This window comes from Rhizobium sp. CC-YZS058, from assembly GCF_034720595.1.
Classification (GTDB): domain Bacteria; phylum Pseudomonadota; class Alphaproteobacteria; order Rhizobiales; family Rhizobiaceae; genus Ferranicluibacter.
Genome location: NZ_JAYESJ010000001.1, coordinates 2,684,469 through 2,709,879, shown reverse-complemented (window position 1 = coordinate 2,709,879; position 25,411 = coordinate 2,684,469). Strand labels below are relative to the sequence as shown.

Below are 25,411 nucleotides of genomic sequence, written 5' to 3'. Positions count from 1 at the left end.
TCTTCGTCCGACGTCCGTCGATGCGGAAAGAGTCGGCGCCCCCAGCGCTCTCCCCCCTTGTGGGGGAGATGCCGGCAGGCAGAGGGGGACTTTTCGCGCGCGGACTCTCCGGCCTGCCTCCCACGCCCGGTCGCGGCGATGAGGTTCACCAAGCTTCGTCTCGTCGGCTTCAAATCCTTCGTCGAACCCGCCGAATTCGTCATCGAACGGGGGCTGACCGGCGTGGTGGGACCGAATGGCTGCGGCAAGTCGAACCTTGTCGAGGCGTTGCGCTGGGTCATGGGGGAAAACTCCTACAAGAACATGCGCGCCTCCGGCATGGACGACGTGATCTTTTCGGGCTCCGGCAACCGCCCGGCCCGCAACACCGCCGAGGTGGGGCTCTATCTCGACAATGCCGACCGCACCGCACCGGCCGCCTTCAACGATGCCGACGAGATCCAGGTGACCCGGCGGATCGAGCGCGAGAACGGCTCGGTCTACCGCATCAACGGCAAGGAGGCGCGTGCCAAGGATGTGCAGCTGCTCTTCGCCGATGCCTCGACCGGAGCGCGCTCGCCCTCCATGGTTGGCCAGGGGCGGATCGGCGAGCTGATCGCCGCCAAGCCGCAGGCCCGCCGCCAGCTGCTCGAAGAGGCGGCCGGCATTTCCGGTCTCCACTCCCGCCGGCATGAGGCGGAGCTCAGGCTGCGGGGCGCGGAGACCAATCTGGAGCGGCTCGAGGACGTGATCTCGGCGCTGGAAAGCCAGATCGAAAGCCTCAAGCGACAATCGCGCCAGGCCAACCGGTTCAAGATGCTCTCGGCCGAGATCCGCGCGCATGAGGCCATGCTGCTGCATCTGCGTTGGGCGCAGGCGAAGGAGAGCGAGGCCGAGGCCGACAGCCTGCTCAACCGCGAGACCAATCTCGTTGCCGAGCGCGCGCAGGCGCAGATGGAAGCGGCCAAGGACCAGGCGGTCGAGGGGTTGCGCTTGCCGCAGCTGCGCGACGAGGAGGCGCGCGCCGCCGCTGCCCTGCAGCGCGTGCAGATCGCCCGCACCCAGCTCGACGAGGATATGAACCGGACGCTGCGCCGGCGCGACGAGCTCGGCCGAAGGCTCGCCCAGCTCCAGGACGATCTCGTCCGCGAGGAGCGGCTGACGCGGGAGAATGCCGAGCTTCTCGCCCGGCTCGAACGGGAGGACGAAGAGCTGCGCGAGGAGGCGGGCGAGGCAGCCGAGCGTGGCGAGGAGGCGCGCGAACGCCAGTCCGACGCCTCCGACCGGCTGGCGGAGAGGGAGCGTGCGCTCGCCGTCGTCACGGCCGAGCGCGCCGAGGCGCAAGCCGGGCGCAGCCAGCTCGAACGGCTGATCCGCGAGCTTGCCGACCGGCGCCAGCGCCTTGCGCGGCAACTGGCAGACCAGCAGGCCGTGCTCGACAGCCTCGACCGCGAGATCGCCGCGCTGCCCGATGGCGAGAGCCGGCGCGAGGCGGTGGAGGCGGCCGAGGCCGAGCTCGAGCGGCTGGAAGGCGAGGCGATCGAGGCTGAAACGGCTCTGGGAGAAGCTCGCAAGGCGGAGGCTGAGGCGCGGGGGCCGGTGGACAGGGCTCGCGCTGCGCTGAACGCGCTGGAAACGGAAGCACGCACGATCCGCCGCATGCTGGAGGCGGCCGGTGCCGCCAGCGGCGCCGCGCCGGTGGTGGACGCCATGACCGTGGAGCGCGGCTATGAGCCGCTGCTCGGCGCCGCACTTGGAGACGATCTGGACAGCCCGCTCGACACTGCCGCGCCGCAGCATTGGCGGATGCCGGGCGAGGCGACGGCCGACCCCGCTTTGCCGAGCGAGGCGACACCGCTGTCCCGCGTCGTGCAAGCGCCGGCGGAGCTTGAGCGCCGGCTGGCGCAGATCGGCATCGTCGCCGACGAGGCCGTGGCCGGACGCCTGCTTCCGACGCTCTCTGCCGGGCAAAGCCTTGTTACGCGCCAGGGCGCCGTCTGGCGCTGGGACGGGCATGTGACCGGCACCGATGCGCCGAGTGCGGCAACGCTGCGGCTCGAACAGCGCAACCGTCTGGCGGAGCTGGATGCGGAGATCGAGATGGCGCTGGCGGCGCTGGAGACGACCGAGACGCTCCACCGCCAGGCCGTCTCGGCCATTGCCGCCGGGGAGGCGGGGCTGAAATCGGCGCGGGAAAGCGAGCGGCTGGCGCAGCGCCGGCTGAGCGAGGCGCGCGAGGCGCTGGCCGCTGCCGAACGCGCCGCCGGCGACTTCCTGCGCCGCCGCGCGGTGGCGGCAGAGGCGGCAAGCCAGGTCGAAAGCCAAGTCGAAGAGGTGGCCGAGGCCTATGACGAGGCGGAAACCGCGCTCGCCGATGCGCCGGATACCGCGGCCCTCGATGCCAGACTCCTCGAACAGACGGCACAGGTGGCGCAGGATCGCGCCGCGCTGGCCGAGGCGCGGGCGCTGGCCGACGGGCTTGCCCGCGAGGCCGAGGCCCGCCGCCGCCGGCTCGCCGCCATCGCCGCCGAGAAGGCCACCTGGACCGAGCGGGCTGAGAGCGCCGTCCACCATATCGAAACCCTGCGCGAGCGCGAGGCGGAGGCGCGCGAGGAGCTGGAAGAGCTTGTCGATGCGCCGGAAGAGTTCGAGGACCAGCGCCGCGCGCTGATGAGCGCTCTGACCAAGCTGGAGGCGGAGCGGCGCCTGGCAGCCGATCACCTGGCCGAGGCGGAGACCCGGCAGCGCGAGGCCGACCGGCGCGCCGCCGCCGCGCTCGCCGCCCTTGCCGAAGCGCGCGAGCGCCGGGGACGGGTGGAAGAGCGGCTGGTCTCCGCGCGTGAGAAGCGCATCGAAATCGAAACCGCAATCCGCCAGGCGCTGCAGGTGGCGCCGCATGAGGTGCTGCGTCTCACCGGCCGCGCCGCCGACGCCGTGCCCGCCGATGCGCGCCAGGTGGAGCGCGAGCTCGACCGGTTGAAGATGGAGCGCGAGCGGCTCGGCGCCGTGAATCTGAGGGCGGAGGAGGAGCAGAAGGAGCTCTCCGACCGCCATGCCGGGATCATCCGCGAGCGGGAAGACGTCATCGACGCGATCCGCAAGCTGCGCAGCGCCATCCAGAGCCTGAACCGCGAAGGGCGGGAACGGCTGCTTGCCGCCTTCGAGGTGGTCAACGCCCAGTTCAAGCGCCTCTTTACCCATCTCTTCGGCGGCGGCACGGCCGAGCTGCAGCTGATCGAGAGCGAGGATCCGCTGGATGCCGGCCTCGAAATCCTCGCCCGCCCGCCCGGCAAGAAGCCGCAGACCATGACGCTGCTCTCCGGCGGCGAACAGGCGTTGACCGCCATGGCGCTGATCTTCGCCGTGTTCCTGACCAACCCCGCGCCGATCTGCGTGCTCGACGAGGTCGATGCGCCGCTCGACGACCACAATGTCGAGCGCTACTGCAACCTGATGGACGAGATGGCTGCCTCGACCGAAACGCGCTTCGTCATCATCACCCACAATCCTATCACCATGGCCCGCATGAACCGGCTCTTCGGCGTCACCATGGCCGAGCAGGGGGTCAGCCAGCTCGTCTCGGTCGATCTTCAGACGGCTGAGCGGCTGCGCGAGGCCGGCTGACCGGCCCTCTTTCCGTCGCTTTTGCAGCGCAGCATCCGTGCCGCGCGCGCATATTGCAGCGCAGCAGATTTTCTGTTTTGCCCTGTTCTCTCCGTGCTTTGGATGCGCTACACCAGAGCGGGGGAGCGTGTCAGGTGTGGAGGCCGGACAATGACCAAGTGGGTCTATAGCTTCGGCGGAACCGGCGCCGAAGGCGGCGCGGGCGATGTCGAGCGGCTGGGTGGCAAGGGCGCCAATCTGGCGGAAATGTGCACGCTCGGCCTGCCCGTTCCTCCCGGCTTCACCATCATCACCGAAGCCTGCAACGCCTATCTCTCGGCCGGACGGCAGATGCCGGGGTCGCTCAGGGGACAGGTGGAAAAAGGCCTTGCCACCATCGAGGCGATGACCGGGCGCGGCTTTGGCGACACGACGCGGCCGCTTCTCATCTCCGTGCGCTCCGGGGCCCGCGCCTCGATGCCGGGCATGATGGACACAGTGCTGAACCTCGGCCTCAACGACCGGACGGTCGAGGCGCTGGCGCTCGATTCCGGCGATCGCCGTTTCGCCTTCGACAGCTACCGCCGCTTCATCCAGATGTATGGCGACGTCGTCATGGGCATCGACCACGAGGTTTTTGCGGAGATCCTGGAGGACGAGAAGGCGCGGTTCGGCCATGACCAGGAGACCGATTTCTCGGCCGCCGAGTGGCACCACGCGATCGACCTCTACAAGGCGGCGATCGAGGAGGCGACGGGCGCGCCTTTTCCGCAGGATCCGCAGGTGCAGCTCTGGGGGGCGGTCGGCGCGGTCTTCGCCAGCTGGATGAGCCCGCGCGCCAAGACCTATCGCATGCTGCACGGCATTCCGGAGACGATCGGCACCGCCGTCAACGTACAGACCATGGTGTTCGGCAATCTCGGCAACAGCTCGGCCACCGGTGTCGCCTTTACCCGCAATCCCTCGACCGGCGTGCGCGAGCTTTATGGCGAGTTCCTCGTCAATGCGCAGGGGGAGGATGTGGTGGCCGGCATCCGCACGCCGCAGACGATTACGGAGGCCGCCCGCATCGCCTCGGGCAGCGAGAAGCCCTCGCTCGAAAAGGTCATGCCGGACGCATTCGAGGCGCTCAGCGCCATCTGCGATCGCCTGGAAGCGCATTATTGCGACATGCAGGACATCGAGTTCACCATCGAGCGCGGCACGCTGTGGATGCTGCAGACGCGCACCGGCAAGCGCACGGCGCGGGCGGCGATGCGCATCGCCGTCGATATGGCCGAGGAACGGCTGATCACCCGGCAGGAGGCAGTCTCGCGAATCGACCCTGCCACGCTCGACCAGCTGCTCCACCCGACCATCGATCCCTCCGCCCGGCGCGACGTGATCGGCGCCGGCCTGCCGGCCTCGCCGGGCGCGGCAACGGGCGAAATCGTCTTCACCTCCGAAGACGCCGTGACGGCGCGCAAGGAAGGCCGCGCCGTCATCCTGGTGCGCACCGAAACGAGCCCGGAAGATATTCATGGCATGCATGCGGCAGAGGGTATTCTGACCACCCGCGGCGGCATGACCAGCCATGCCGCCGTGGTGGCGCGCGGCATGGGCATCCCCTGCGTCTCCGGCGCCGGCGGCCTCAGGGTCGATCCGCGCCGCGAGATCCTGATTGCAGGCGGCCAGACCTTGCCCCGCGGCACGGTAATCACCATCGATGGCGGCTCCGGACAGGTGCTGAAAGGGCGGGTCGCGATGATCCAGCCGGCGCTCTCCGGCGATTTCGGCAAGATCATGGACTGGGCGGATGAAAGCCGGCGCATGACCGTGCGCACCAATGCGGATACGCCGGCCGATGCACGGGCAGCCCGCTCCTTCGGGGCCGAGGGCATCGGCCTGTGCCGCACCGAGCACATGTTCTTCGAGGGCGAGCGCATCAGTGTGATGCGCGAAATGATCCTTGCCGAGGACGAGGCGGGCCGCCGCGCCGCGCTCGACAAGCTCCTGCCGATGCAGCGCTCGGATTTCGTCGAGCTCTTCGCCATCATGCATGGCCTGCCGGTCACCATTCGCCTGCTCGACCCGCCGCTGCACGAATTCCTGCCGAAGTCCGAGGCCGAGATTGCCGATGTTGCGGCGAGCATGGGCATGGCCGCCGCCGATCTGCGCCAGCGGGTGGAGGCGCTGCACGAGTTCAACCCCATGCTCGGCCATCGCGGCTGCCGTCTAGCGATCTCCTATCCGGAAATCGTCGAAATGCAGGCCCGCGCCATCTTCGAGGCGGCCGTGGAGGCCGCGCGCACCACGGGGGCGGCGGTCGTGCCGGAAATCATGGTGCCGCTGGTGGGGCTGAAGGCCGAACTCGACTATGTGAAGGCGCGGATCGATGCCGTTGCCGCCGAGATCCTCACCGAGGCCGGCCTGCCGATCGCCTATCTCGTCGGCACCATGATCGAGCTGCCGCGCGCAGCCCTGCGCGCCCATGTGATCGCCGAATCCGCCGATTTCTTTTCCTTCGGCACCAATGACCTGACCCAGACCACCTTCGGCATCTCGCGCGACGATGCGGCCCGGTTTCTGCACACCTACCAGGTCAAGGGTATCGTCGAGCGCGATCCCTTCGTCTCGATTGATTATGATGGCGTCGGCGAACTGATCCAAATCGCCGCCGAGCGCGGGCGGCGCACCAAGAACGGGTTGAAGCTTGGAATCTGCGGCGAGCATGGCGGCGATCCGGCCTCGATCCGCTTCTGCGAGGAAACCGGGCTCGACTATGTCTCCTGCTCGCCCTTCCGCGTGCCCATTGCCCGCCTTGCCGCTGCGCAAGCCGCGATCAGCGGCCGGGGGTAGGGCGCTCGCCGCGCGGTTCAGGGGTTACAGGCGCTGGAAAACGTCCACGAAAGCCTGGGCGAAGGTCTGCAGACCGGCGGTCCGTTCGCTCGGCCGTTCGATGCGGATCGTGCCCTGCGGTTCGAGGCAGGCGAAGATCGTGTCCGCCCGGCCATCCGCGTCCCGCGGAATGCGCAGCACGGCGATGCGGTCGCAGTCCTCGACAAGGCCGGATGCCGGCAGGTCGAAGAGGAAGGCGCCCTTGAGGTCGCTCGCCGCCTGGCGCACCTTGTCGGCAAACCGGTCTTCCTCGCCATCGAGACTGTCGAGAGACAGTTCGAGCTCGAGCATCTCCATGGGAAAATCGCCGGCAAGATCGATTTCGCTGTCGCTCATGGGCTCGGCGGCAGCCTTGACGGCGGGTTGCGATGACAGCATCAACGGGATCCCCTTTCTCTCCTCCAGCCCGATCGTTCGTCACCGTCCTCACGGCGACCGGGCACGCGAAGCGCACGCAAGGGTCGCTTGAGACAAGCGTGGAACTGCGGCAAGCTGGTCAGCCCCGTCTAACGAAGCGAAGCGTCATCTTGTTCCACTGCGGCAGTGTGAAAACGCGCATTCCGTCGACCCTATCGGTTCGCCCACTGCTGCAGCGAAGACACGGCTGTCCGCCAAGCGCATCTGCCGGTCAGCCGCCGATTTCGGTTCGGGCGATTCTGCAGTAGGAGGAGGCGGGGCTGCTGACGAACCCGCACGCAGGCTGCAGAGGCGGGAGGATGCAGTCAGCGGCGCTACCGGGCTTGGCCTCTTGCCTGGATGTGCAGCACGACGATGACGGCGCAAGTGCGGTGAGATGTCCTCACCCGAATGCGCGAGACCAGGACAGGCAAGGACCCGCGCCGCGATGATCACCTTTGAACGCCCCGTCTCGCTTGCCGCCCTCTGGGCGCGTCGCCTGTCGCGGCTGGCCTTCGGGATCTTCGTTCTCTCGCTCGCCGCCCACCGTTTCGGCCCGGTGGATACGTCGAGCTTCGTCGCGCTCGTCCTGCTTTCGGCAGGGCTGGCGCTTGCTGGCGTGCTGCTGGCGATCGTCGGCCTCGTGCGGCTGTGGCAGGTGGCGGCGGTGGGCGGCATCGCTTCGGTGGCGGCGATCCTCTATGCCCTTCTGCCTCTCGGCGTGGCCGGCTACGGGCTGGAGGCATTCGCAACCAAGCCGGCCTTGAGCGATGTGACGACCGATCTTGCCAATCCGCCGCCCTTCATTCGTCCTCCCGTCGGCGAGGTGGGCTGGCTGAAGCCTCGACCGCCCACGCCAGCGGACCGCGCGGCACAGGCAGAGGCCTATCCGGCGCTGACCGGCCGCCGCTATGACGGCGCGCTCGATCGGGTGCTGGCGGGGGTCCGTACGGTCAGCGAGAGCATGGGCATCGCGCTCACTGCCGATCAGGGCCTGGAAAATGCAGAGCCGGACATCGAGGATCTCGGCCAGCCGGGGAAACTGCCGGAGGGGCCGCCCAGTGACGATGGCCCGGTGCCGATTCCGATGGCGCGGCCCGAGACCAGCCAGCCGCAGGATCTGCCGCCCGGCCTGCGCGCCACCGATATTCTGCTGCAGGGCGAATGGCGCAGCTTCGTGGTCGGCACGCGCTACGACCTGGTGATCCGCCTGCGGGAAGAGGCGGAGACGACCTTCGTCGATATCCGCACGGCCGCCCGCTTCGGCCCGCATGATCTCGGCACCAGCGCCGCGCTTTCCGAGCGCTTTCTCCACGCGCTCGACGCGGAACTCCTGGGCATCGCCGGCGACTGAGCCGGCGCCACGTTAGGTCTGCGGGAAGTAAACCCCGTTTAGCGCAGGCGGACCATCGGTCCGCGCTGCGCCGCGCGCCACGAGATCTTCCAGATGCGCAAAGACCGAGAGGCCGGCCGCACCATGCAGGCGCGGATCGGTCGAGGCGTAGATGCTGCGCACCAGCTCGCCGATCGTGCGGTCGCCCTTGCGCAGCCGCTCCAGCACCGCCCGCTCGCGCAGGCGGCGGTGCGCCTTCAGCCCGCGCAGGAAGGCATGAGGCTCCTCCACCGGTCCGCCATGGCCGGGCAGGTAGAGCCGGTCCTCCGGCCGGGCGAGCAGACGATCGAGCGAGGCCATATAGTCGCGCATGGCGCCATCCGGCGGAGCCACGATACTGGTCGCCCAGGCCATGACGTGATCGCCGGAAAAGACGATGCCGGTGCCGAGAAGCGCATAGGCCGCGTGGTTGGCCGTGTGGCCCGGCGTCAACAGCGCCTGAAGCCGCCAGCCGTCTCCCTCGATCGTCTCGCCGTCGTGCAGCCGCCGGTCCGGCGAAAAGACCTGATCGGCACTTTCCGAGAGCGGATTGCTCTCCCCCTCATGCAGGGGACGGGCTGCGCGGTGGGGCCCTTCGGCCACCACCTCGGCCCCCGTTGCCGCTTTCAGCCGGCGGCTGAGCGGGGAATGGTCGCGGTGCGTGTGCGTCACGGCGATATGGCTGACGGGGCGGCCATCGATCGCAGCCATCAGGGCGGAAAAATGCGCGTCGTCATCCGGCCCGGGATCGATCACCGCCAGGCTGCGCGTGCCGACCAGATAGCTGTTCGTGCCCTCGAAGGTCAGCGGGCCGCGATTGCCCGCCGTGATCCGAACGACGCCCTCCGCCACCGGAATCGGCTCGCCATGGGCCGGCGTGAAGGCCCGCGTGAAGCGCGGCTCGGCCAACTCCTCGTCCGCGGCGATCCGCTGTGGCGGGCCGCTGTCAGACTGGGGTGAGCCCGGCTTGGTTGCGTCCGGGGTCTGTGTGTCGAATGTCTCTGCGTCCGAAAGGATCGCGACTGTGCTGCTCTCGTCCATGGCCGATCTTCGTCTTTCTCGCGCAAAGCCGCAACTTCCCCGTTGTCGCTGCGCGCAGCCTTTGCTATCAGGCGCCCAACGAACCGAAACGCCGCAGGCGCACTCCCGGTTCGGCCGGCATTGGGGCGTAGCCAAGCGGTAAGGCAGCGGTTTTTGGTACCGCCATCCCCTGGTTCGAATCCAGGCGCCCCAGCCAGTTTTCCAATTTCAGACGACCGCGCCAGCGAGCCCGAGCATCAAGGTTGAGACGCGGAGAGCCGTTGGCGAGCGGTCAGCCGCGATCGAAGAACGGCTGACAGGGACTGGCCGCCTATGATAATGACTTGCTAAAGGACGGCCGGCGTCCTTCGCCTGGTTGACCTTCCCACCTTGATCATTCGAAAGATCAGTGCATGACGTTCGACGAGAAACTTCTGGCTGCTGCCGCGGCTGTGGAACGCCGAGATTTCGAGGCGGCGGCCGGATCCTATGCCGAAGCAATTCCCCTCGATCCCTCTGCCGGCCTCATCGTTCAATACGGCCACATGCTCAAGGAAGCCGGGCATTTGCGGTCAGCTGTCGGGGCTTACAAGGCTGCAGTTCGGTGGGACGGCACGGCCGGCGATGCCCATGTGCATCTTGGTCATCTTCTGAAACGGCTGGGCCGAATCGACGAAGCGATCGATGTCTTCATGGCGGCAGAGCGAATTCCCTACGGCCCGCATGTGCGGCCCGAGATCAACGGCCTAGTCGTCGCGAAGCTGAACGGCAAGCATGCCGGCAGGCCCGGCGATGGCGTCGATCTCAAGCCCTTGCCCGAGCCTTTACGTCGCCAGGATGACAGACTTCGGTCCTGGCTGCACGCTGAAGATTTTGCACGCGGCCAACGGTGGCCACAGATCCGCGCGAGCCTCAACGTCCAGCGCATTACGGAAAGACGGCCGGTAGCGCTGCGTCTCGAGCCCATGGCCGATCTGGTCATCGAGGAGGGATCTTACCGCGCGACGACCTCGAACCCTCGGATGCGCTTCCTGCCTGAGGGCGTCGTGCAGATGAGCATGCTGGCCGGGCGGTGGGTGGACATCAGTCTGTCGGTTGCCGGTCTGGAAACGGTCGTCGATCCAATCTTGCTCGTGGAGAACGCGGTCGGTTGGGCCAATTTCACCGCGACAAGGCTGCTCCAGACACAAGGAGATCGCTACAGCACCTTGGTCAAACTGCCTGAAACCTTCGTCTCCCTTCGCTTGGATCCCGTGCACGCACCTGGGCGGTTCTCGCTGGGCGATCTACGGGTCACGCTGTGCCCCGATCTCAGTCCCATCGGGCGCATGATGAACCAGCCGGGGCAGCCTTTGCTCGGCGCGCTTCTGCAGCGGGTCCGGGGTGGAGACGACAACGCAACCCCGCAGAGCGGTCCCGCCACCATGGCCGACGACTATGCTCACTGGATGGCGCTGCATGAACGTCCGTCCCAGTCGGCGCAGAGGCAGGCAGGCGAGGCCGGGAGGCTCGGCTTCTTCACTCTCGTCAGCGCGGAGGACGTTGATGGCGCTGCACGATCCCTGCGCAGTCTGAGGGCGCAAACCTGCCCGTCCTGGACGCTGATCCTGCTTCTCGACCCTGGTCTGTCAACGGCTGCGATCGCGGCGTTGGAGGCGGCGCGGGAAGGCGACTCCCGGTGCCACCTTGTTCGCCAGACGGAGCGGATGCAGCCCGCGCAGGCTTTTTCCGCCGCTATGGAACGCCTTCAGGCTCTCCTGATCGCGCATCTCCCCGCGGGCGACGAACTTGCTTCGGACGCCGTAGCGTCGATTCTGAACGAAGCCGATAGTCATCCCGACCTTGCCATCCTCGTCTGCGACCATGACGACCTCGATGCAGAAGGACGGCGCCTGTCGCCTTCGTTCAAGCCCGACTGGAACCTCGATTATCTTCTGTGCTTCAACTATGTCGGCCCGGCTGTTCTGTTTCGCCGTTCGGCTGCCGAAGACGCCGGGGGGTGGCAGAACCGGTTTCCTGGCCTTGAAACCTACGATCTCCTGCTGCGCATCGCAGCCCAGGTCGAGAGAGAGACGATCGTTCACCTTCCGCGGCCCATTTGGCATCGTCATGTATCTGGAAAACAGCCATCCATCCTCGAACCCGTCAGAGCCTTCCTCGATGCTCAGGGGCAAGGGGTGCGTGCGCAGGTCGGTCCCCTGCCGGGCACCGCGAAGCTCGTCTGGCCGCTGCCGGAGACGCCGCCGCATGTGACGCTCATCATCCCGACCCGTGACCGGATCGACCTTTTGAAGACGGCCGTCGATTCCATTCTCGAAAAGACCGCCTATCCGCGGTTCGACATTCTCGTCGTCGACAATGGCAGCGTCGAGCCGGAGAGCCTTGCCTATCTTGCGGAGGTCGAAGCGACCGGACGTGTTTCCGTCTTGCGTGACGATGGGCCTTTCAATTTCTCGCGGCTGAACAACCGCGCGGCTGCGGTGGCAAGGGGCAGCGTTCTCGCGCTGGTCAACAACGATGTCGAGGTTGAGGACGGGGACTGGCTTGCCGAAATGGTGGCGCCGGCGCTCGATCCGACGATCGGAGCGGTGGGAGCGAAGCTGCTCTACGGCAGCGGGCATGTGCAGCATGCCGGCATCATCGGAGGCGTGGGCACGGTGGCGGGGCATGGCCACAAGTTCGAGCCGCGCGATGCGGCGGGATACATGAACAGACTGGTCGTCCAGCAGACAGTGACGGCGGTCACCGGGGCCTGCCTGGTGGTGGAAGCATGGAAATACAATGCCGTCGGGGGGCTCGATGAAGCCAACCTCGTCGTTGCCTTCAACGACGTAGATTTGTGTCTGAAACTCGCTGCGTGGGGATGGCGGAGTCTCCTTGTCCCTTCCGCGGTGCTCTACCATCATGAAAGCCTCTCTCGCGGCCTCGACCTGTCCGGCGAGCGGGCGGCACGATTTTCGAGGGAGGCGGCGCATATGGTTTCGACATGGGGAGACCGGATCCTGCAAGACCCCTTCTACAGCCCGAACCTGACCCGCCAGCACGAGGATTTCTCGCTTCTTCTGTCGCATTAGACATCGAGACCAGATCGCCATCAGGCGTTGCGCCGCCCTTCCTCGGTTGCTATGAGCGCACTGCCTTACCCTTTTCGGACGCAAGGATCGAAGCATGCGGTTTGAACAGACAGAAATTCCCGGCGTGGTGCTGATCATTCCGAAGAAGATCGGCGACAGCCGCGGATATTTCTCCGAAACATTCCGCGAGGACAAATTTGCCGAGAATGTCGGACACTTTCCGTTCGTCCAGGATAATCAGTCGCTTTCGCGCGAAGTCGGAACGATTCGCGGCCTCCACTTCCAGCTTGCGCCAAGGGCACAGGGAAAGCTGGTCCGCTGTATTTCCGGCGCCATCCTTGATGTCGTGGTCGACATCCGCGAGGGCTCCGCGAGCTATGGGCGGCATGTAAAGGTCGAGTTGTCGGAAGAGAACGGTCAGCAGCTATGGGTGCCGCCGGGTTTCGCCCATGGCTTCTGCACGTTGCAGCCGAGCAGCATCATCTCCTACAAGGTGACCGACTACTACAGCGCCGAACATGATCGCGGGCTCCTGTGGAACGACCCCGCGCTCGAGATCGATTGGCCGGTCGATCCCGGCAAGGCCACGATCTCTGCCAAGGATATGGTCCAGCCGCGTCTTGCTGAGCTCGACGCCAACTTCTCTTTGTAGTCTTCCGGTCCGGAGTACAGGCATGCGCGTTATCGTCACTGGCGGAGCCGGGTTTATCGGATCTGCCGTCGTTCGTCATCTCATCGGCAAGGGCTATGAGGTCCTGACCATCGACAAGCTGACCTATGCCGGCAGCTTGACGTCGCTCGCTGCGGTGAAGGACGATCCACGCCATCGATTTCTGAAAGCCGACATTTGCGACCGGGCGGCGATGCAGGAGGCGTTCGAGACCTTCAAGCCAGACCGCGTCATGCATCTTGCCGCGGAAAGCCATGTCGATCGCTCGATCACCGGCGCGCGAGACTTCGTCGAGACCAATGTACTCGGCTCGTTCACACTTCTCGAAGCGGCCCGGCATTATTGGAACGATCTTGAGCAGGAGCGGAAGGAGCGTTTTCGGTTCCTGCATGTCTCCACGGATGAGGTCTATGGTTCGCTTGGCGACGAAGGCCTGTTCACGGAGGAGACGCCTTATGATCCCTCCTCCCCCTATTCGGCATCCAAGGCCGCGTCCGATCATCTCGCGAAGGCCTGGGCACGGACCTATGGCCTTCCCGTCGTCGTCTCGAATTGCTCCAACAATTACGGCCCGTATCATTTTCCGGAAAAGCTGATCCCGCTCGTGATCCTGAATGCGCTGCACGGCAAGCCGTTGCCCGTTTACGGAAACGGCGCGAATGTCCGTGACTGGCTCTATGTCGAGGATCATGCGCGTGCGCTGGATCTCATTGCCGAGCGCGGACGCATCGGCGAAACCTATAATGTCGGCGGGCGGAACGAACGGCGCAATATCGATGTGGTCACCCGCATCTGTGGCCTGATGGATGACCTCCACCCAAAGGCCGCCAGCCATGCGGACTTGATCACCTATGTCACGGACCGCCCAGGCCATGATGCGCGCTACGCGATCGACGCGACGAAGCTGGAGACCGAACTGGGCTGGACGGCAATGGAGACCTTCGAGTCCGGGATCGAGAAAACGGTGAAATGGTATCTTGAGAATGAATGGTGGTGGGGACCGCTGCGCGAAGGCTACGACGGCCGCCGCCTTGGCCTTTTGGCGCAGACGGGAGCGAAGTGATGCCGACGCGCTACGTTGTCACCGGCGTGACAGGACAGGTGGCCCGCGCGCTGCTGGAGCGAGCCCCTGCCGAGGCCGACCGTGAGATCTGCGCGATCGGCCGGCCGGACCTCGATCTGGCGCGGATCGAGACGATCGAGCCCGCGCTCCGTGCCGCCAGGCCGGATGTGATCCTTTCCTGCGCCGCCTATACGGCGGTGGATCAGGCCGAGGACGAGGAGCAGACGGCCTTCCGCATCAATGCCGAAGCGGTGGGGGAGATCGGCCGGGTGGCGAAGGACCTCGGCGTGCCCGTCATCCATCTTTCGACCGACTATGTTTTCGATGGCGAGAAGGCAACGCCCTATCGGGAAGACGACGCCGTCAACGCGCTTGGCGCTTACGGGCGCTCCAAGCTGGAAGGGGAGCGCCGACTTCGGGATTCGGGCGCAGACCATGTGATCCTGCGCACCGCATGGGTCTACAGCCCGTTCGGCAAGAACTTTCTGAAGACGATGCTGACGCTGGCAGAGACGCGCGACATGATTTCGGTCGTCGGCGATCAGTTCGGCAACCCGACCTCTGCGCTGGATATTGCGGACGCGATGGTGAAGGTCGGCGAAAATCTTCTTTCCTCGCCTGCCAGCAACCTGCGCGGCGTTTTCCACCTCACGGCAACCGGCAGCGCGAGCTGGGCCGAGTTCGCATCCGAGATCTTCGCTCAGTCTTCGAAAGAGGGTGGCCCGACCGCGGCGGTGCGGCCGATCTCGACAGCCGACTACCCCACGAAAGCGCGGCGCCCCAAGAATTCAAGGCTCGATTGCGGCAAGCTTCTCGCTTTCCACACGATCGCCATGCCCGACTGGCAGGACTCGGTGGCTGTTACACTCAAGCGGCTGCTGACGGCTTAGGGCCGACTGAGAAAAGAGGACTATATGAAGGGTATCATTCTTGCAGGTGGAAGCGGCACGCGCCTCCATCCGATGACGCTTGTTACTTCCAAACAACTGATGCCGGTTTATGACAAGCCGATGATCTACTATCCGCTTTCTACGCTGATGCTAGCGGGAATTCGTGAGATCCTGATCATCTCGACGCCGCATGATCTGCCCAACTTCCAGCGCCTGCTTGGAGACGGATCGGCTTGGGGCATCTCGCTCTCCTATGCGGAGCAACCTTCTCCGGACGGGCTCGCGCAAGCCTATATCATTGGCGCCGATTTCGTCGGCTCGGATTCCTCCTGCCTCGTGCTCGGTGACAACATCTTCTACGGGCACGGCATTACCGACCTGTTCAAGAGCGCCGCTGCCAGGAAGGAAGGCGCCACCGTCTTTGCCTACCACGTGCAGGATCCGGAACGCTACGGCGTCGTCGAGTTCGACAAGGAGATGCGGGCGCTGTCCATCGAGGAGAAACCAGTCAACCCGCGCTCGACATGGGCGGTGACCGGTCTCTATTTCTACGATGCGGCCGTCGTGGACATCGCCGCAAATCTGAGGCCCTCAGCGCGGGGCGAGCTCGAGATCACGGACGTCAATCGGATCTATCTCGAGCGTGGTCGGCTGAACGTTGAGCGGATGGGTCGAGGCTACGCATGGCTGGATACCGGAACGCCGGACAGCCTGCTGGAGGCCGGTGAGTTCGTCGGCACTCTGCAGAGGCGACAGGGCATTAAGATCAATTGCCCGGAAGAAGTGGCGTTCCATCAAGGCTTTATCGATGTGGATCAGTTGGAGCAGCTTGGCAGGAAGCTCGGCAAGAGCGAATACGGCAAGTATCTTCTCGCCGTCGCCGGAGGCCTCATCTAACTGCTTCCCGATCGAGCAGGGGATGCCGCGGCCATCGTGAATGCCGCGCGAACCCAAGTGGCAATGAACGGCTGGAACAACGAGGAACGGCCCTGTGGTCTCTCTCCACAGGGCCTTTTTTTGTCTCGACGAAGCCAACAGGCCGTCGGGTACCTTACTCCGCTGCGATCTCGTGACTGCGCGGCGCAAAGTCATAGGACGTTGCGATGGTGTCGTCGACGCGGAGCTGCCCCTGCGCCGTCGAGATCGGCTTGGTTGCGACCTTGAGGAGCCGGGCGCTGGCTGCAAATGTCCACGCGCGCTCGATGGCATGTGCCAGTGTGCCATCTGTTTGTGCCGCTTCGCTCTCAAAATCCTCTTCCGTCAGATCAAGATCGAGAAGGGCTTCGAGCGCAGCCGGCCTGGCCATGAAGATGGAGCCGGCGATGAAGCCGAGCTTGGCGTTCCGTATATCGCCCACACCCATCCGCCGCTTCAAATCCGAAAGCCTTCCTTCATTGCTTCCCATGTAGCCTTCCATCGAAACATTGTGTCCGGATGGGCCGAGAATGCCGATGTCGGGTCGATCGTCGAAGATCTTCACGGCGGCTTCCAACTCCTGCGGCTTGGTAAAGCATGCCAGCAGTTCTCGACGCCATGCCTCGCCGTTCTGAAGATGTTTGGACCGCTTGGTGTGCAGCTTGAGGACCAAACTGAATTCTTCGGGATCGATCTTTTTCAGCGCCGTAAGGAACGGGAGAACGTCGCGGCCACGATTGGCGCAGGCGAGAATCTCTGCTTCGAACTTGTACTGAGACAGGACATCCTTGACAGCGCCGACCTTGTCGCTCGGTACGGTCAGGAAAAGCTTCAGGTTCCCGCGGTATTCGGAAAGCTCTGCCAGCATCTCGTCGAGAAGTTCGGGATAGAACGCGTGAATGACGCAGGCAATCTTCGTCTGGCTGGGTTTGCGCAACGGATTGAAGTACCGCTTCTTGCCACTGACACGAAAACGCGCGGCGAATGATCCCGGCTCGACGGAAAAGGGATCGTCCGCCTGGATCGCCGCCAGGTTTTGCCGGAAGAAAACCCTTACGGATTTCGGAATGGCCGTACCATCGTCGAGGGCGGAATAGTGCCAGTACCGACCCGGGATTCCAGGCACTTCAAGAGCCAGCAACTGCCTTTTGTACCAATTCCAAACTTCGAAAACGGAATAGTTTCCGGCCGCGAAGCGCTTCGTCATCCCTTCGCCGTCCGAATTGATCTTTGTGAAATGGTAGAAGCGTAGAAGATCGTCGTTCACCTTCACGTTGCCATCATGCTCGATTTTCAGATGGCGGCGGCTGATGTTCCAGCTCGCAACGTTGAACCCGGGCTTGCGCTCGATATAGACGTTATCGAACAGACAAGGGATGAGATCGCAATATTTCTGATCGGTGAAAATACCGTTTTCGATCTCGTCATAGCATGCTCGATAAAGGCAAGTTGCCCACCAGTCAGCGACAGCGTTACCGACTGGATCGTTCTTTACAGCGATGAACCCAAGATTGTAGATTCCGTATTTTAGGGAAATCTGCTCGTTGTCACGGAAGTCATCCACGCTTTCATTCGGGTCGACCTGGTGAGGTGTGAGAACGACGGATGCCGTATCCAGTTTGTCGATGATCGGTTGGAGAGAGTGGAAAACGGCAATATCGGGATCAAGGTAGACGACCTTGTCCGCACCAGACGCCAGAAGGTGCTGCAGAGCTCGCCCCTTCACCGCCGTGCACGCCTCAACGATGTCGTGTTTGAACACGAAGGCCTTCCAGTCCGGAAACAGGACTTCCGGATCGAGAATCTCGTCGAAGTCCGACTGCCAGGCCGTTTCGCTAAAGCCGGGCGGCGGCCGGTCAACAAGGACAGCCCAGATCACCCAGTCCGGGTGAGTGCGTCTGATCGACTGCGCAAGGATGCGCGCACGGGACAGGTAGGCGTAGGAGAAGCTGGTGTAGACGTGGACTTTAGGCATTGAATTTCCCAAGGGCATTGACTGCTTCGGACGTGGTGCCGGTGAACAGGAAGTCGAACCGCTGCTTTGACGGGCTTCGCTTCTCGAGAAGCTCTTCAACGCCTGTGCCTTGGAAGAAGGATTCAAGCGCCGCTGAGGTTTCGAACACCTCACCCTTGTTCAGTCCGCGCACCGTTGCGGCCACGTTTCCGCTGTCCTTGACGGTGAGAACAAGACAGCCAGCGGCGATCGACTCGAAGGTGACGAAGGAGAATGTCTCAGGCCATCCTGATGGAATGACCACGACGTCGATATCGTGTTCACGCAAGAGGTCGATGACCGATCGCTCGGAAAGCGCGGAAATCTCGGTGTGAACGCGCCGGATATCTCTATCGGGATCGTGTTTGAATTTTTCGCTGACGAAGTGGATAAACTCGTAGCGATCGTCAAAACGATTGGAGCCTACGATCGCCTTGAAGGTTCGCCAACCCTTATGTTCGACGGGATAGCCTACGAAAGCAACCTTCACGATCTTCTTGTCACTCGCCGGGACGTTCTGTGCCTTGTTCTCGACAAGGGTTCCGTGAGGAACAACGGATGCCTCCGACCAGACGCCGTCGAACGATTTCAGCCAAATGTCGAGCGCGATCTGCGACGGGGACAAGACGTGGAAGCTGATGCGGTCAAACAGCGCCTTCATCTGCTTGACCCGCCGATGCCTTTCCTGGCCGAAAATGCACAGAGAGCAAGCCACGGAGTCGAGCGGTGGTGCCCCGCAATAGTCGATCTGATTTCTCAAAAGGTTGTAGCCGGTGCACAGGCTCGCATAATCATGCAGCCAGAAGTAGGATTTCGTCGGCTTGAAGTGATCATGCAGTGAATAGAGCGCTTCCAGGCTGTGGCCGAGCACGGAGTGGATAGCGAAGATCCGAGGCGTCGGAGACGATGTCTGTCGGCCAAGAACCTCGATCACCGACGCGACTGTGTAAACGCCGATGAGCACACCATCGACGACGACTTTGCAGTGCGTGTCTTCGGGCTCTGTCTCGAACACGAAATCAGAGAAGGACGCTGGGGAGAGGTGTATGTAGGCATATTTCGCGTCGTTGAACTTCAGCTGTTCCTTGCCTACGACGAGCTCTGTGCCGGCAACGACCTCAATATAACAGGAATGACTAACGGAAACGACCAAGCCGCGCGGATGCGCCGAGATGGCATCGGAAACTGCAGCAGTCAGCGCGGCATCGCTGCCGTGTACGCCTGAAAAAACCGGAGGGGCCGGCCGAGAAACGTCGCGAAGAGACGCCAGAAGACCCAGCCGTTCATCAGATGTTTCTTTTGTATTGCGGCCCTCCTCCTTTCCATATAAGACATAATGGAGAAACGGATTGATGCCGGATGACCGGACGTCGCCGTTCGTCCTGAGGTAGAAGGCCGTGTCGAACCAACCTGTCGGATTACGGTGTTCCTTCCAGCCATCGTTGCAAAAATGCGCGAGGGGATCCACTTTTGACTGTGCGACGTCTGGATTTCGCTCGAGATAATATGCCTCGTCGAAGTAGGGTAGAAGAATTTTAACCGTTTCATCACGTGGCTTGGTCTTCGCAACTGCGATATGAAGCCCCGGATTATTCAGTTCGTCGCGCGCGAAGCTGAAGTTGGGGTCGATGCGCAGTGCATCCTCATATGACTTAGCCGCACCGCTGAAATCCTCCCGCAATTTAAGGAGGTGGCCAAGCTGAAGATGGGTGTCGGCGTTTTGTCCGTTGAGCCCAATAGCCGTACGGTAGGCCTTCTCTGCCTGCTCAAGTTTTCCCTGTTCCTTAAGGCTGTGTCCGTATTGCACCCACAGCCCGTCGTTATCGGCAAGGATCGCTAGTGCCTTCTCGTAATATTTTGCTGCCTGACCCCAGTTTCTAGCACGATTTGCATGATCAGCGCGCTCAACCAGCTTAGTCGCCTGACTCTTCTTCTCTGAAATGAGGTTGAATCTCGCGAAAATGCTATCAAAGATCATGGTTTTTCTCTCGGCAGCATGCGCTGCAGTCGCCAAAAAAACGCGGCGGAGCCTAGCGGATTCAGGTACGACAAGACATGCTTCGCTTGTGGGAGTTCAGACGGGACTCAGCTGCTTCAGAGCTCGCCTCGAGTTCAATGCTGGCCGCAAATAGCATGATTTGCCTCTTCGGCAAATGATTGTGCAGTGCATCAAGACTGTTGTTGTTATGCTAAATAAGCATATTCAACTTGTCGGTCGGGTGGTCGACCATCAATGCGCGTTGGTTCTCGCTGTTCTGCCAAGCTCCAACCCGAATATAATCCCCTGACCCATCGACGACGTCGATAATTCGGCGGATGTTCGGGATGCGAGGAAAGCGCTGGCCGCCTTCCGGAACGAAATTGAAGACTGTATCGATCTCCTCGGAAAAGTGACAGACGGCAGGGCCGAAGGTGCCGTATCCGAAGGCCATGTAGCGCGAGTTGGCGATGGCACTGATGTCTTCTACGACGCTGCCGCTCTGACATGTGTAGGAGATACTATTCTCGACCAGGAAGGCCTCTAGCGGGTCGATCACAGGATTTCTGCGGTCTTCGAACACGAGCTTGACCGAGGAGATCGCGTTCTCGCTGCGAAGCGTTTCGATCACCAGCTTGTAGAAGGCGAGGGGCGGTTGGACGTAGTCCGCATGAACCCATGTCGAGAAGATGTCGCCGGATCGAATGTGAATACAAAGTTCCCGGGGTGGCTTTGTGTCCGAGACAATTGCGGGGAAGATTTTTCGGACGGCCTGGCTGATAACGGCGTGATAGCTCTCATTGGTGCGGTTGCCGGCTGGCTCGGTATGAAAGAAGTAGCCCTTCAGGAACGCGCCGTTCGCAGGTCGTGGATGATCGGAGGGCAAGAGCGTGATGCCATCGACCGCAAGCGGAGCGTCGAGTTGCACAAGCCCCCCGGCAGCCACCTGTACATAGGGTAGACCGGCTCTGCGCGCGAGCTCGATCGCATTGGCATATTGCGTGACACAATTTCCGAATGCGCCGTTCTGGTTCACGTTGAGGCCGATCAGCCGCGCAAAGGCGAAGCGGCTTTCTGGCAGAAGGATTTCGTAATTTTCCGGATAGACGGAGCCGGGCTGATGCGTCATCGGTAAAGACACACCGAGTTGATCGGCAATCTCGGCCACGCGGAACCGCGCGGTTTCGACAAAGATCTCAACCTGGGAAAGATGAAAATAATTCCGCTCCGTCAGCTGGAGCTTGACGAAACGTGCCCAGATCTGACCGCGAAGAGGGAGGGCAAGGGGCGGGGCGCCGTTGCCCGGTCCGAAGAAGCTGAGCCCGGCATGAATCGTGGTCCACTCTGTCTTGTCGAGCGAGGTGCTGACAGTGATGGTCTTTGCCTTGTCCGTAAAACCGTTTCGGCGGTTGTGCAGCACAATGGCTTCGAGAGGGAAGGGCCGGTGCAGATCCACGATCCACCACGGCTGATCCTCCTCATCCGTGTGGAAGCCGAAGTCCTCTGGGCATTGATCTCGAAGAACACCGTTTGCGCCCAGCGCGCTCGACCAGACTGATAGAGAGCTTTGCTCGGCTGTTCCAATCGGCGCTATATTGGTGAGGTTCAGGTCGGGGAAGGACAAGGGATAGACGCTCAAAGTGTCCTCGCTCACTCGATGGATGATTGCGCGATCCGTCGCGCGGCTACTCGTCACTCACCTTGTCGTCAGTCGGCTAGTACGAACGTCTTTTACGACTGCTTCTCGACAGCATGCTTGCCTGCGAAGGAGTAGCGCAACGGCGCGGGGAAGAAAAGAACCGAATTTCAGTCTCTGCTGTTATCCCAGTCTCTTCGGTCTCTTGAGACGACCTTGCACAAGCCTGCGGCTTCTTGAGCGGCGCCTAACGCTGAAGCCCTTCGACGCTGCTTCTATCCGCGATCTCCCCGCCTCAGTTGTGACGCAGCCCCGAAGGCTGCGTCACGAGACAGGGCTGGGCCCAAAGAATCACGGTCTTGGAACCTGCCTGCCGCAGCGCTCTTGCCAAAGCATGCATGCTGCGGCGGTCGACCGAGCGGCAGGCACAGAAGCAGAACGCACCTGTGGGAAGCTCGTGATCACCGACGATGCGCTAATCGAGGATCGCTCGGACGGCCTTCAGTTTGTCACCGACGGGGACCTGATGATTGCCGATAAAGAACCCGTGCGTGTCGATCCGTTCGGCACCGGCCAGGTCGCCTGCGACACGGTAGTCGAAGAAGCGGATCACCTCGTTCTTGACGAAGTTTCCGGCGACGATCGGACGCACGTCGACATTCTCGGCCCGGAGCCGGTCGAGCAGCTGCTTACGGGTGAGTTCCGCACCAGGACGCAAGGTCATCGCAAAGCCGAACCAGCTGCTTGCTCCAACCTCTTCTTGGATCATCAGATAGGGATGATTGCCGAAGAGATCCTGAAACACCTTTCCATTTTCGCGCCGAACGCGAATGAAGTCGGGGAGCTTGCGCAACTGCTCGCGGCCGATGGCGCCGCTCATCTCCAACGGGCGCACATTGTAACCGGGAAGGACGAAGCGGAACGATTCCTCGAATGGATCGTCGCTCTTCACACCGGTGACGTGGTTGTGCTTCGGGAGGTTCCGGGTCCAGCCATGGGCGCGCAGCGAAAGAAGAACATGGTAGAGTTCCTCGTCGTCCGTGACGACACATCCGCCTTCCATTGTCGCGATATGGTGGGAATAGAACGAGCTGAAGGTTCCCATAATACCGAAGGTGCCGGCCTGCCGGCCTTCGAACGTCGCGCCCATCGATTCGCAGTTGTCTTCGATCAGGGTGATATCCCGCTGCCCAATGATGCGCTTGATCTGCGCAAAATCATTCGGGTTGCCCAGCAGGTTGACCAGGCAAATCGCGCGTGTCTTGTCAGTGATCGCTCCCTCCAGCTTGGCAAGGTCGAGATTGAGCGTCGCGGGATCGATATCGACGAAGACAAGCTTCAAGCCATATTGCTGCAGCGGGAAGTAGGTGGTGGACCAGGATACGGCCGGCACGATGACTTCATCGCCGCGCTGCAGCCGCGGCGACTTCGTGAAGAACAATGCAGCCACCATGAGCAGGTTCGCCGTGGAGCCGGACGACACCATGACGGCATGCTTCGAACCGAAGAAATCGGCAAACTGACGTTCATAGGCCTCGACTTCGCGGCCCATGGAAAACATGCCGGACTCGATGACGCGCTGGATGGCAGCGTATTCCTTCTCATCCCAGCTGTCTGTGGCTAGCTTAAGGTCAATCATGGCTCTGTCCATTTCGATAAAAGTCGAGAGTTTTGCGCAGGCCCTCCTCAAGCGATGTCGGGGCGGACCATCCGAAGGCCTTCAATGTCTCCGTCGAGACGAGTTTCTGTCTCATGCCGGTCGGTTTCGTCAGGTCATGGCGGAACGCGCCGTCATAGCCGAGGACGTGCGCGACAGCCTGGTAGTACTCGTTGATCGTGTAATCATAGCCGAGTCCGACATTCATATAGGCCGGCAGCGCTTCGATGCGGGCGAGAGCCTCGACGATGAAGTCGGCGACGTCGCCGGCATACATGAATTCCCGGCGCGACTGGCCGTCGCCCCAGATCTCCACCTCCTGCGCGCCCTCGTCCTTCGCCTTGGCGATCTTCGCAATCACGGCGGGGATCATATGGGAGTGGACCGGATCAAACTTATCGTGTCGACCGTAGAGGTTGCAGGGGATCAGTGTCTTGTAGAGGAAGGAGGGGTCTTCCCGACTGATGTAGTCGCAAAGACGGGCGGTCGCGATCTTGGCAATCGCATAGCCTTCATTCGTCGGCTCCAGCTCGCCGGTCAGGATCATGTCCTCGCGAAGCGGGTTCTGGCCATTGCGAGGATAGACGCAGGAACTCGACAAATTGATGAGCCGGGTGATGCCGGCGCGGCGCGCGCCCATCACGACATTCGTCCCCATCAGAATGTTTTCTTGGAGGAAGCGAACCGGGGACGCGATGTTTGCCTGGATCCCTCCGACCGTGCCTGCCGCGTGAATGACGGCGTCGGGGCGTTCGCGCTCGAGAAATGCATCGATCGCCGAGGCATCGAGCAGGTCGACTTCAGAGTGGCGCGGGGCAAGAAGGACGAGGCCGGCTGCTGCGCCGTCCTGGCGGGCGACGCGCTCTTGCACGTTTCGCCCCACCATGCCGGATCCGCCGGTGAGCCAGACCTTCATCAGCGACCACCATGCTGCTCGACGGAGACCACCACATCGTGGCCGTGCGCCCTCAGGAACGCCTGCCGCTGGGCGACCTTGAGGTCTTCCTGCACCATTTCGATGCACATCTCCTGCGCTGTGATCTCCGGCACCCAGCCGAGCTGTTCCCGGGCCTTGGTTGGATCGCCGAGGAGGGTTTCGACCTCCGCAGGCCTGAAGTAGCGCGAATCGACGCGAACGATCACGTCACCCGGCGACAGCGCGGGGGCCTTGTCGCCGGAGATTGCGGCGACGACCGCATGTTCCTCGACGCCCTGATTGCGGAATTCAAGCGTGACACCCAGCTCCTCGGCCGACCAGCGAATAAAGTCACGTACCGAGTATTGAACGCCTGTCGCGATCACGTAGTCTTCCGGCCGATCCTGCTGGAGCATCATCCATTGCATGCGGACATAATCCTTTGCGTGACCCCAGTCGCGCAGCGCATCCAGATTGCCCATGTACAGGCAGTCTTCGAGCCCTTGAGCGATATTTGTAAGGCCGCGCGTGATCTTGCGCGTGACGAAGGTCTCCCCGCGCCGCGGTGACTCGTGATTGAAGAGGATACCGTTGCAGGCATAGAGACCGTAGGCCTCCCGGTAGTTCACCGTGATCCAGTAGGCATAGAGCTTCGCGACTGCATAGGGCGAGCGGGGATGGAACGGGGTCGTCTCCCTCTGCGGAATCTCTTGGACGAGGCCGTAAAGTTCCGAGGTGGACGCCTGATAAAAGCGGGTGCGTTTCTCCAAACCCAGGAACCGGATTGCTTCGAGCAATCTCAGCGTCCCCAGCGCATCGACATCCGCCGTGTACTCCGGCGCTTCAAAGCTGACGGCCACATGCGACTGCGCGCCAAGATTATAGACCTCGTCCGGTTGAACCTCGTTGAGAATCCGCGTGAGGTTGGACGTATCGCTGAGGTCGCCGTAGTGCAGATGCAGTTTCGCATCGGTCACGTGCGGGTCCTGGAAGATGTGGTCGATGCGTTGCGTGTTGAACAGGGAGGAGCGGCGTTTGATGCCGTGAACCTCATATCCCTTCGAGAGGAGAAATTCGACCAGATAGGATCCATCCTGGCCGGTAACGCCCGTGATCAAAGCCTTTTTGCTCATTCGCTCAGCTCGCTCCAATAATCTCTTCGTGACCCTTCGAGGTCGCTTCCGGCCTAGGCACGGTCCAAGGTCAATCTCATTTCGACACCCAGCGTCTCTTTGGCGGGCACGATCCTGCCATGGAGCGCGTCTTAGACAGGTTCGCCGGCAAAAGCTACCGCGAGACCGACAAATGCGCTCGCCTCAGGCGTGAAAGAGAGATCGCGGTTCTTGCGTCCTGTGACGTGGCGCGCCAGTGT

At 62.7% G+C, this 25,411-nt stretch carries 16 protein-coding genes and 1 tRNA gene; 9 read left to right on the top strand and 8 right to left on the bottom strand.

Annotation, left to right across the window (positions count from 1 at the left end; translation table 11 throughout):
• Positions 1-138 precede the first annotated feature (138 nt).
• A complete protein-coding gene (smc, locus tag U8330_RS13035; protein WP_323105699.1) occupies positions 139-3,603 on the top strand; it encodes a chromosome segregation protein SMC in 3,465 nt (1,154 codons plus the stop codon).
• 150 nt (positions 3,604-3,753) lie between these two features.
• The gene (gene ppdK, locus U8330_RS13030) at positions 3,754-6,420 is read left to right on the top strand and encodes a pyruvate, phosphate dikinase (RefSeq protein WP_323105698.1); all 2,667 of its coding nucleotides are present in this window, start codon (positions 3,754-3,756) and stop codon (positions 6,418-6,420) included.
• A gap of 24 nt (positions 6,421-6,444) precedes the next feature.
• Here the strand turns inward: ppdK and U8330_RS13025 are convergent, their stop codons facing one another.
• On the bottom strand, positions 6,445-6,837 hold the full coding sequence (locus U8330_RS13025) for a hypothetical protein (RefSeq protein ID WP_323105697.1): 393 nt from the start codon (positions 6,835-6,837) through the stop codon (positions 6,445-6,447).
• A 466-nt stretch (positions 6,838-7,303) separates the two neighbouring features.
• Here U8330_RS13025 and U8330_RS13020 point away from each other — a divergent pair, with 466 nt between their 5' ends.
• Positions 7,304-8,209 carry a DUF1499 domain-containing protein gene (locus tag U8330_RS13020; RefSeq protein WP_323105696.1) on the top strand — a complete coding sequence of 302 codons (906 nt, stop codon included), beginning with the start codon at positions 7,304-7,306 and terminating at the stop codon, positions 8,207-8,209.
• A gap of 12 nt (positions 8,210-8,221) precedes the next feature.
• Here U8330_RS13020 and U8330_RS13015 read toward each other — a convergent pair whose 3' ends face one another.
• A complete protein-coding gene (locus tag U8330_RS13015) occupies positions 8,222-9,136 on the bottom strand; it encodes an MBL fold metallo-hydrolase (protein ID WP_323107283.1) in 915 nt (304 codons plus the stop codon).
• A 253-nt stretch (positions 9,137-9,389) separates the two neighbouring features.
• On the opposite strand from U8330_RS13015, the gene U8330_RS13010 reads away from it, so the two are divergent.
• The 6 genes from U8330_RS13010 (at position 9,390) to rfbA (ending at position 15,841) form a co-directional block, all read left to right on the top strand.
• Positions 9,390-9,464: transfer RNA gene (locus tag U8330_RS13010), tRNA-Gln, on the top strand.
• 196 nt (positions 9,465-9,660) lie between these two features.
• Positions 9,661-12,321, top strand: a complete 2,661-nt coding sequence (locus U8330_RS13005; protein WP_323105695.1) for a glycosyltransferase family 2 protein — start codon at positions 9,661-9,663, stop codon at positions 12,319-12,321.
• 94 nt (positions 12,322-12,415) lie between these two features.
• Positions 12,416-12,973, top strand: a complete 558-nt coding sequence (gene rfbC / locus U8330_RS13000) for a dTDP-4-dehydrorhamnose 3,5-epimerase (protein WP_323105694.1) — start codon at positions 12,416-12,418, stop codon at positions 12,971-12,973.
• 22 nt (positions 12,974-12,995) lie between these two features.
• Complete coding sequence (gene rfbB / locus U8330_RS12995; protein WP_323105693.1) at positions 12,996-14,054, top strand: dTDP-glucose 4,6-dehydratase; 1,059 nt, start codon at positions 12,996-12,998, stop codon at positions 14,052-14,054.
• Entirely contained in the window at positions 14,054-14,944 is an 891-nt protein-coding gene (rfbD, locus tag U8330_RS12990; RefSeq protein ID WP_323105692.1) for a dTDP-4-dehydrorhamnose reductase, read from the top strand. The genes rfbB and rfbD overlap by 1 nt, the downstream gene beginning before the upstream one ends.
• A 24-nt stretch (positions 14,945-14,968) precedes the next feature.
• Complete coding sequence (gene rfbA, locus U8330_RS12985) at positions 14,969-15,841, top strand: glucose-1-phosphate thymidylyltransferase RfbA (RefSeq protein WP_323105691.1); 873 nt, start codon at positions 14,969-14,971, stop codon at positions 15,839-15,841.
• Positions 15,842-15,995: 154 nt separating this feature from the next.
• On the opposite strand, the gene U8330_RS12980 is transcribed toward rfbA, so the two are convergent.
• The 6 genes from U8330_RS12980 to gmd all read right to left on the bottom strand — a co-directional run bounded on the left by U8330_RS12980 (position 15,996) and on the right by gmd (position 25,172).
• Positions 15,996-17,834, bottom strand: a complete 1,839-nt coding sequence (locus U8330_RS12980; RefSeq protein WP_323105690.1) for a rhamnan synthesis F family protein — start codon at positions 17,832-17,834, stop codon at positions 15,996-15,998.
• Entirely contained in the window at positions 17,827-19,830 is a 2,004-nt protein-coding gene (locus U8330_RS12975) for a tetratricopeptide repeat protein (protein WP_323105689.1), read from the bottom strand. The genes U8330_RS12980 and U8330_RS12975 overlap by 8 nt, the downstream gene beginning before the upstream one ends.
• Before the next feature lie 211 nt (positions 19,831-20,041).
• Positions 20,042-21,469, bottom strand: a complete 1,428-nt coding sequence (locus U8330_RS12970; protein WP_323105688.1) for a discoidin domain-containing protein — start codon at positions 21,467-21,469, stop codon at positions 20,042-20,044.
• A gap of 472 nt (positions 21,470-21,941) precedes the next feature.
• Positions 21,942-23,105 (bottom strand): DegT/DnrJ/EryC1/StrS family aminotransferase, encoded by a 1,164-nt coding sequence (locus U8330_RS12965; RefSeq protein ID WP_323105687.1) that lies wholly within the window; start codon positions 23,103-23,105, stop codon positions 21,942-21,944.
• Complete coding sequence (locus U8330_RS12960) at positions 23,098-24,039, bottom strand: GDP-L-fucose synthase (protein ID WP_323105686.1); 942 nt, start codon at positions 24,037-24,039, stop codon at positions 23,098-23,100. The genes U8330_RS12965 and U8330_RS12960 overlap by 8 nt, the downstream gene beginning before the upstream one ends.
• Positions 24,039-25,172, bottom strand: a complete 1,134-nt coding sequence (gene gmd, locus U8330_RS12955; protein WP_323105685.1) for a GDP-mannose 4,6-dehydratase — start codon at positions 25,170-25,172, stop codon at positions 24,039-24,041. Before gmd ends, U8330_RS12960 begins: the two co-directional genes overlap by 1 nt.
• Positions 25,173-25,411 lie beyond the last annotated feature (239 nt).

Coding starts and splice junctions, on each gene's coding strand:
- ppdK (WP_323105698.1), top strand. CDS start 3,754: ATGACCAAGTGGGTCTATAGCTTCGGCGGAACCGGCGCCGAAGGCGGC.
- U8330_RS13025 (WP_323105697.1), bottom strand. CDS start 6,837: ATGCTGTCATCGCAACCCGCCGTCAAGGCTGCCGCCGAGCCCATGAGC.
- rfbA (WP_323105691.1), top strand. CDS start 14,969: ATGAAGGGTATCATTCTTGCAGGTGGAAGCGGCACGCGCCTCCATCCG.
- U8330_RS13005 (WP_323105695.1), top strand. CDS start 9,661: ATGACGTTCGACGAGAAACTTCTGGCTGCTGCCGCGGCTGTGGAACGC.
- rfbB (WP_323105693.1), top strand. CDS start 12,996: ATGCGCGTTATCGTCACTGGCGGAGCCGGGTTTATCGGATCTGCCGTC.
- smc (WP_323105699.1), top strand. CDS start 139: ATGAGGTTCACCAAGCTTCGTCTCGTCGGCTTCAAATCCTTCGTCGAA.
- U8330_RS12960 (WP_323105686.1), bottom strand. CDS start 24,039: ATGAAGGTCTGGCTCACCGGCGGATCCGGCATGGTGGGGCGAAACGTG.
- rfbC (WP_323105694.1), top strand. CDS start 12,416: ATGCGGTTTGAACAGACAGAAATTCCCGGCGTGGTGCTGATCATTCCG.
- U8330_RS12975 (WP_323105689.1), bottom strand. CDS start 19,830: ATGATCTTTGATAGCATTTTCGCGAGATTCAACCTCATTTCAGAGAAG.
- U8330_RS12980 (WP_323105690.1), bottom strand. CDS start 17,834: ATGCCTAAAGTCCACGTCTACACCAGCTTCTCCTACGCCTACCTGTCC.
- gmd (WP_323105685.1), bottom strand. CDS start 25,172: ATGAGCAAAAAGGCTTTGATCACGGGCGTTACCGGCCAGGATGGATCC.
- U8330_RS12965 (WP_323105687.1), bottom strand. CDS start 23,105: ATGATTGACCTTAAGCTAGCCACAGACAGCTGGGATGAGAAGGAATAC.
- rfbD (WP_323105692.1), top strand. CDS start 14,054: ATGCCGACGCGCTACGTTGTCACCGGCGTGACAGGACAGGTGGCCCGC.
- U8330_RS13020 (WP_323105696.1), top strand. CDS start 7,304: ATGATCACCTTTGAACGCCCCGTCTCGCTTGCCGCCCTCTGGGCGCGT.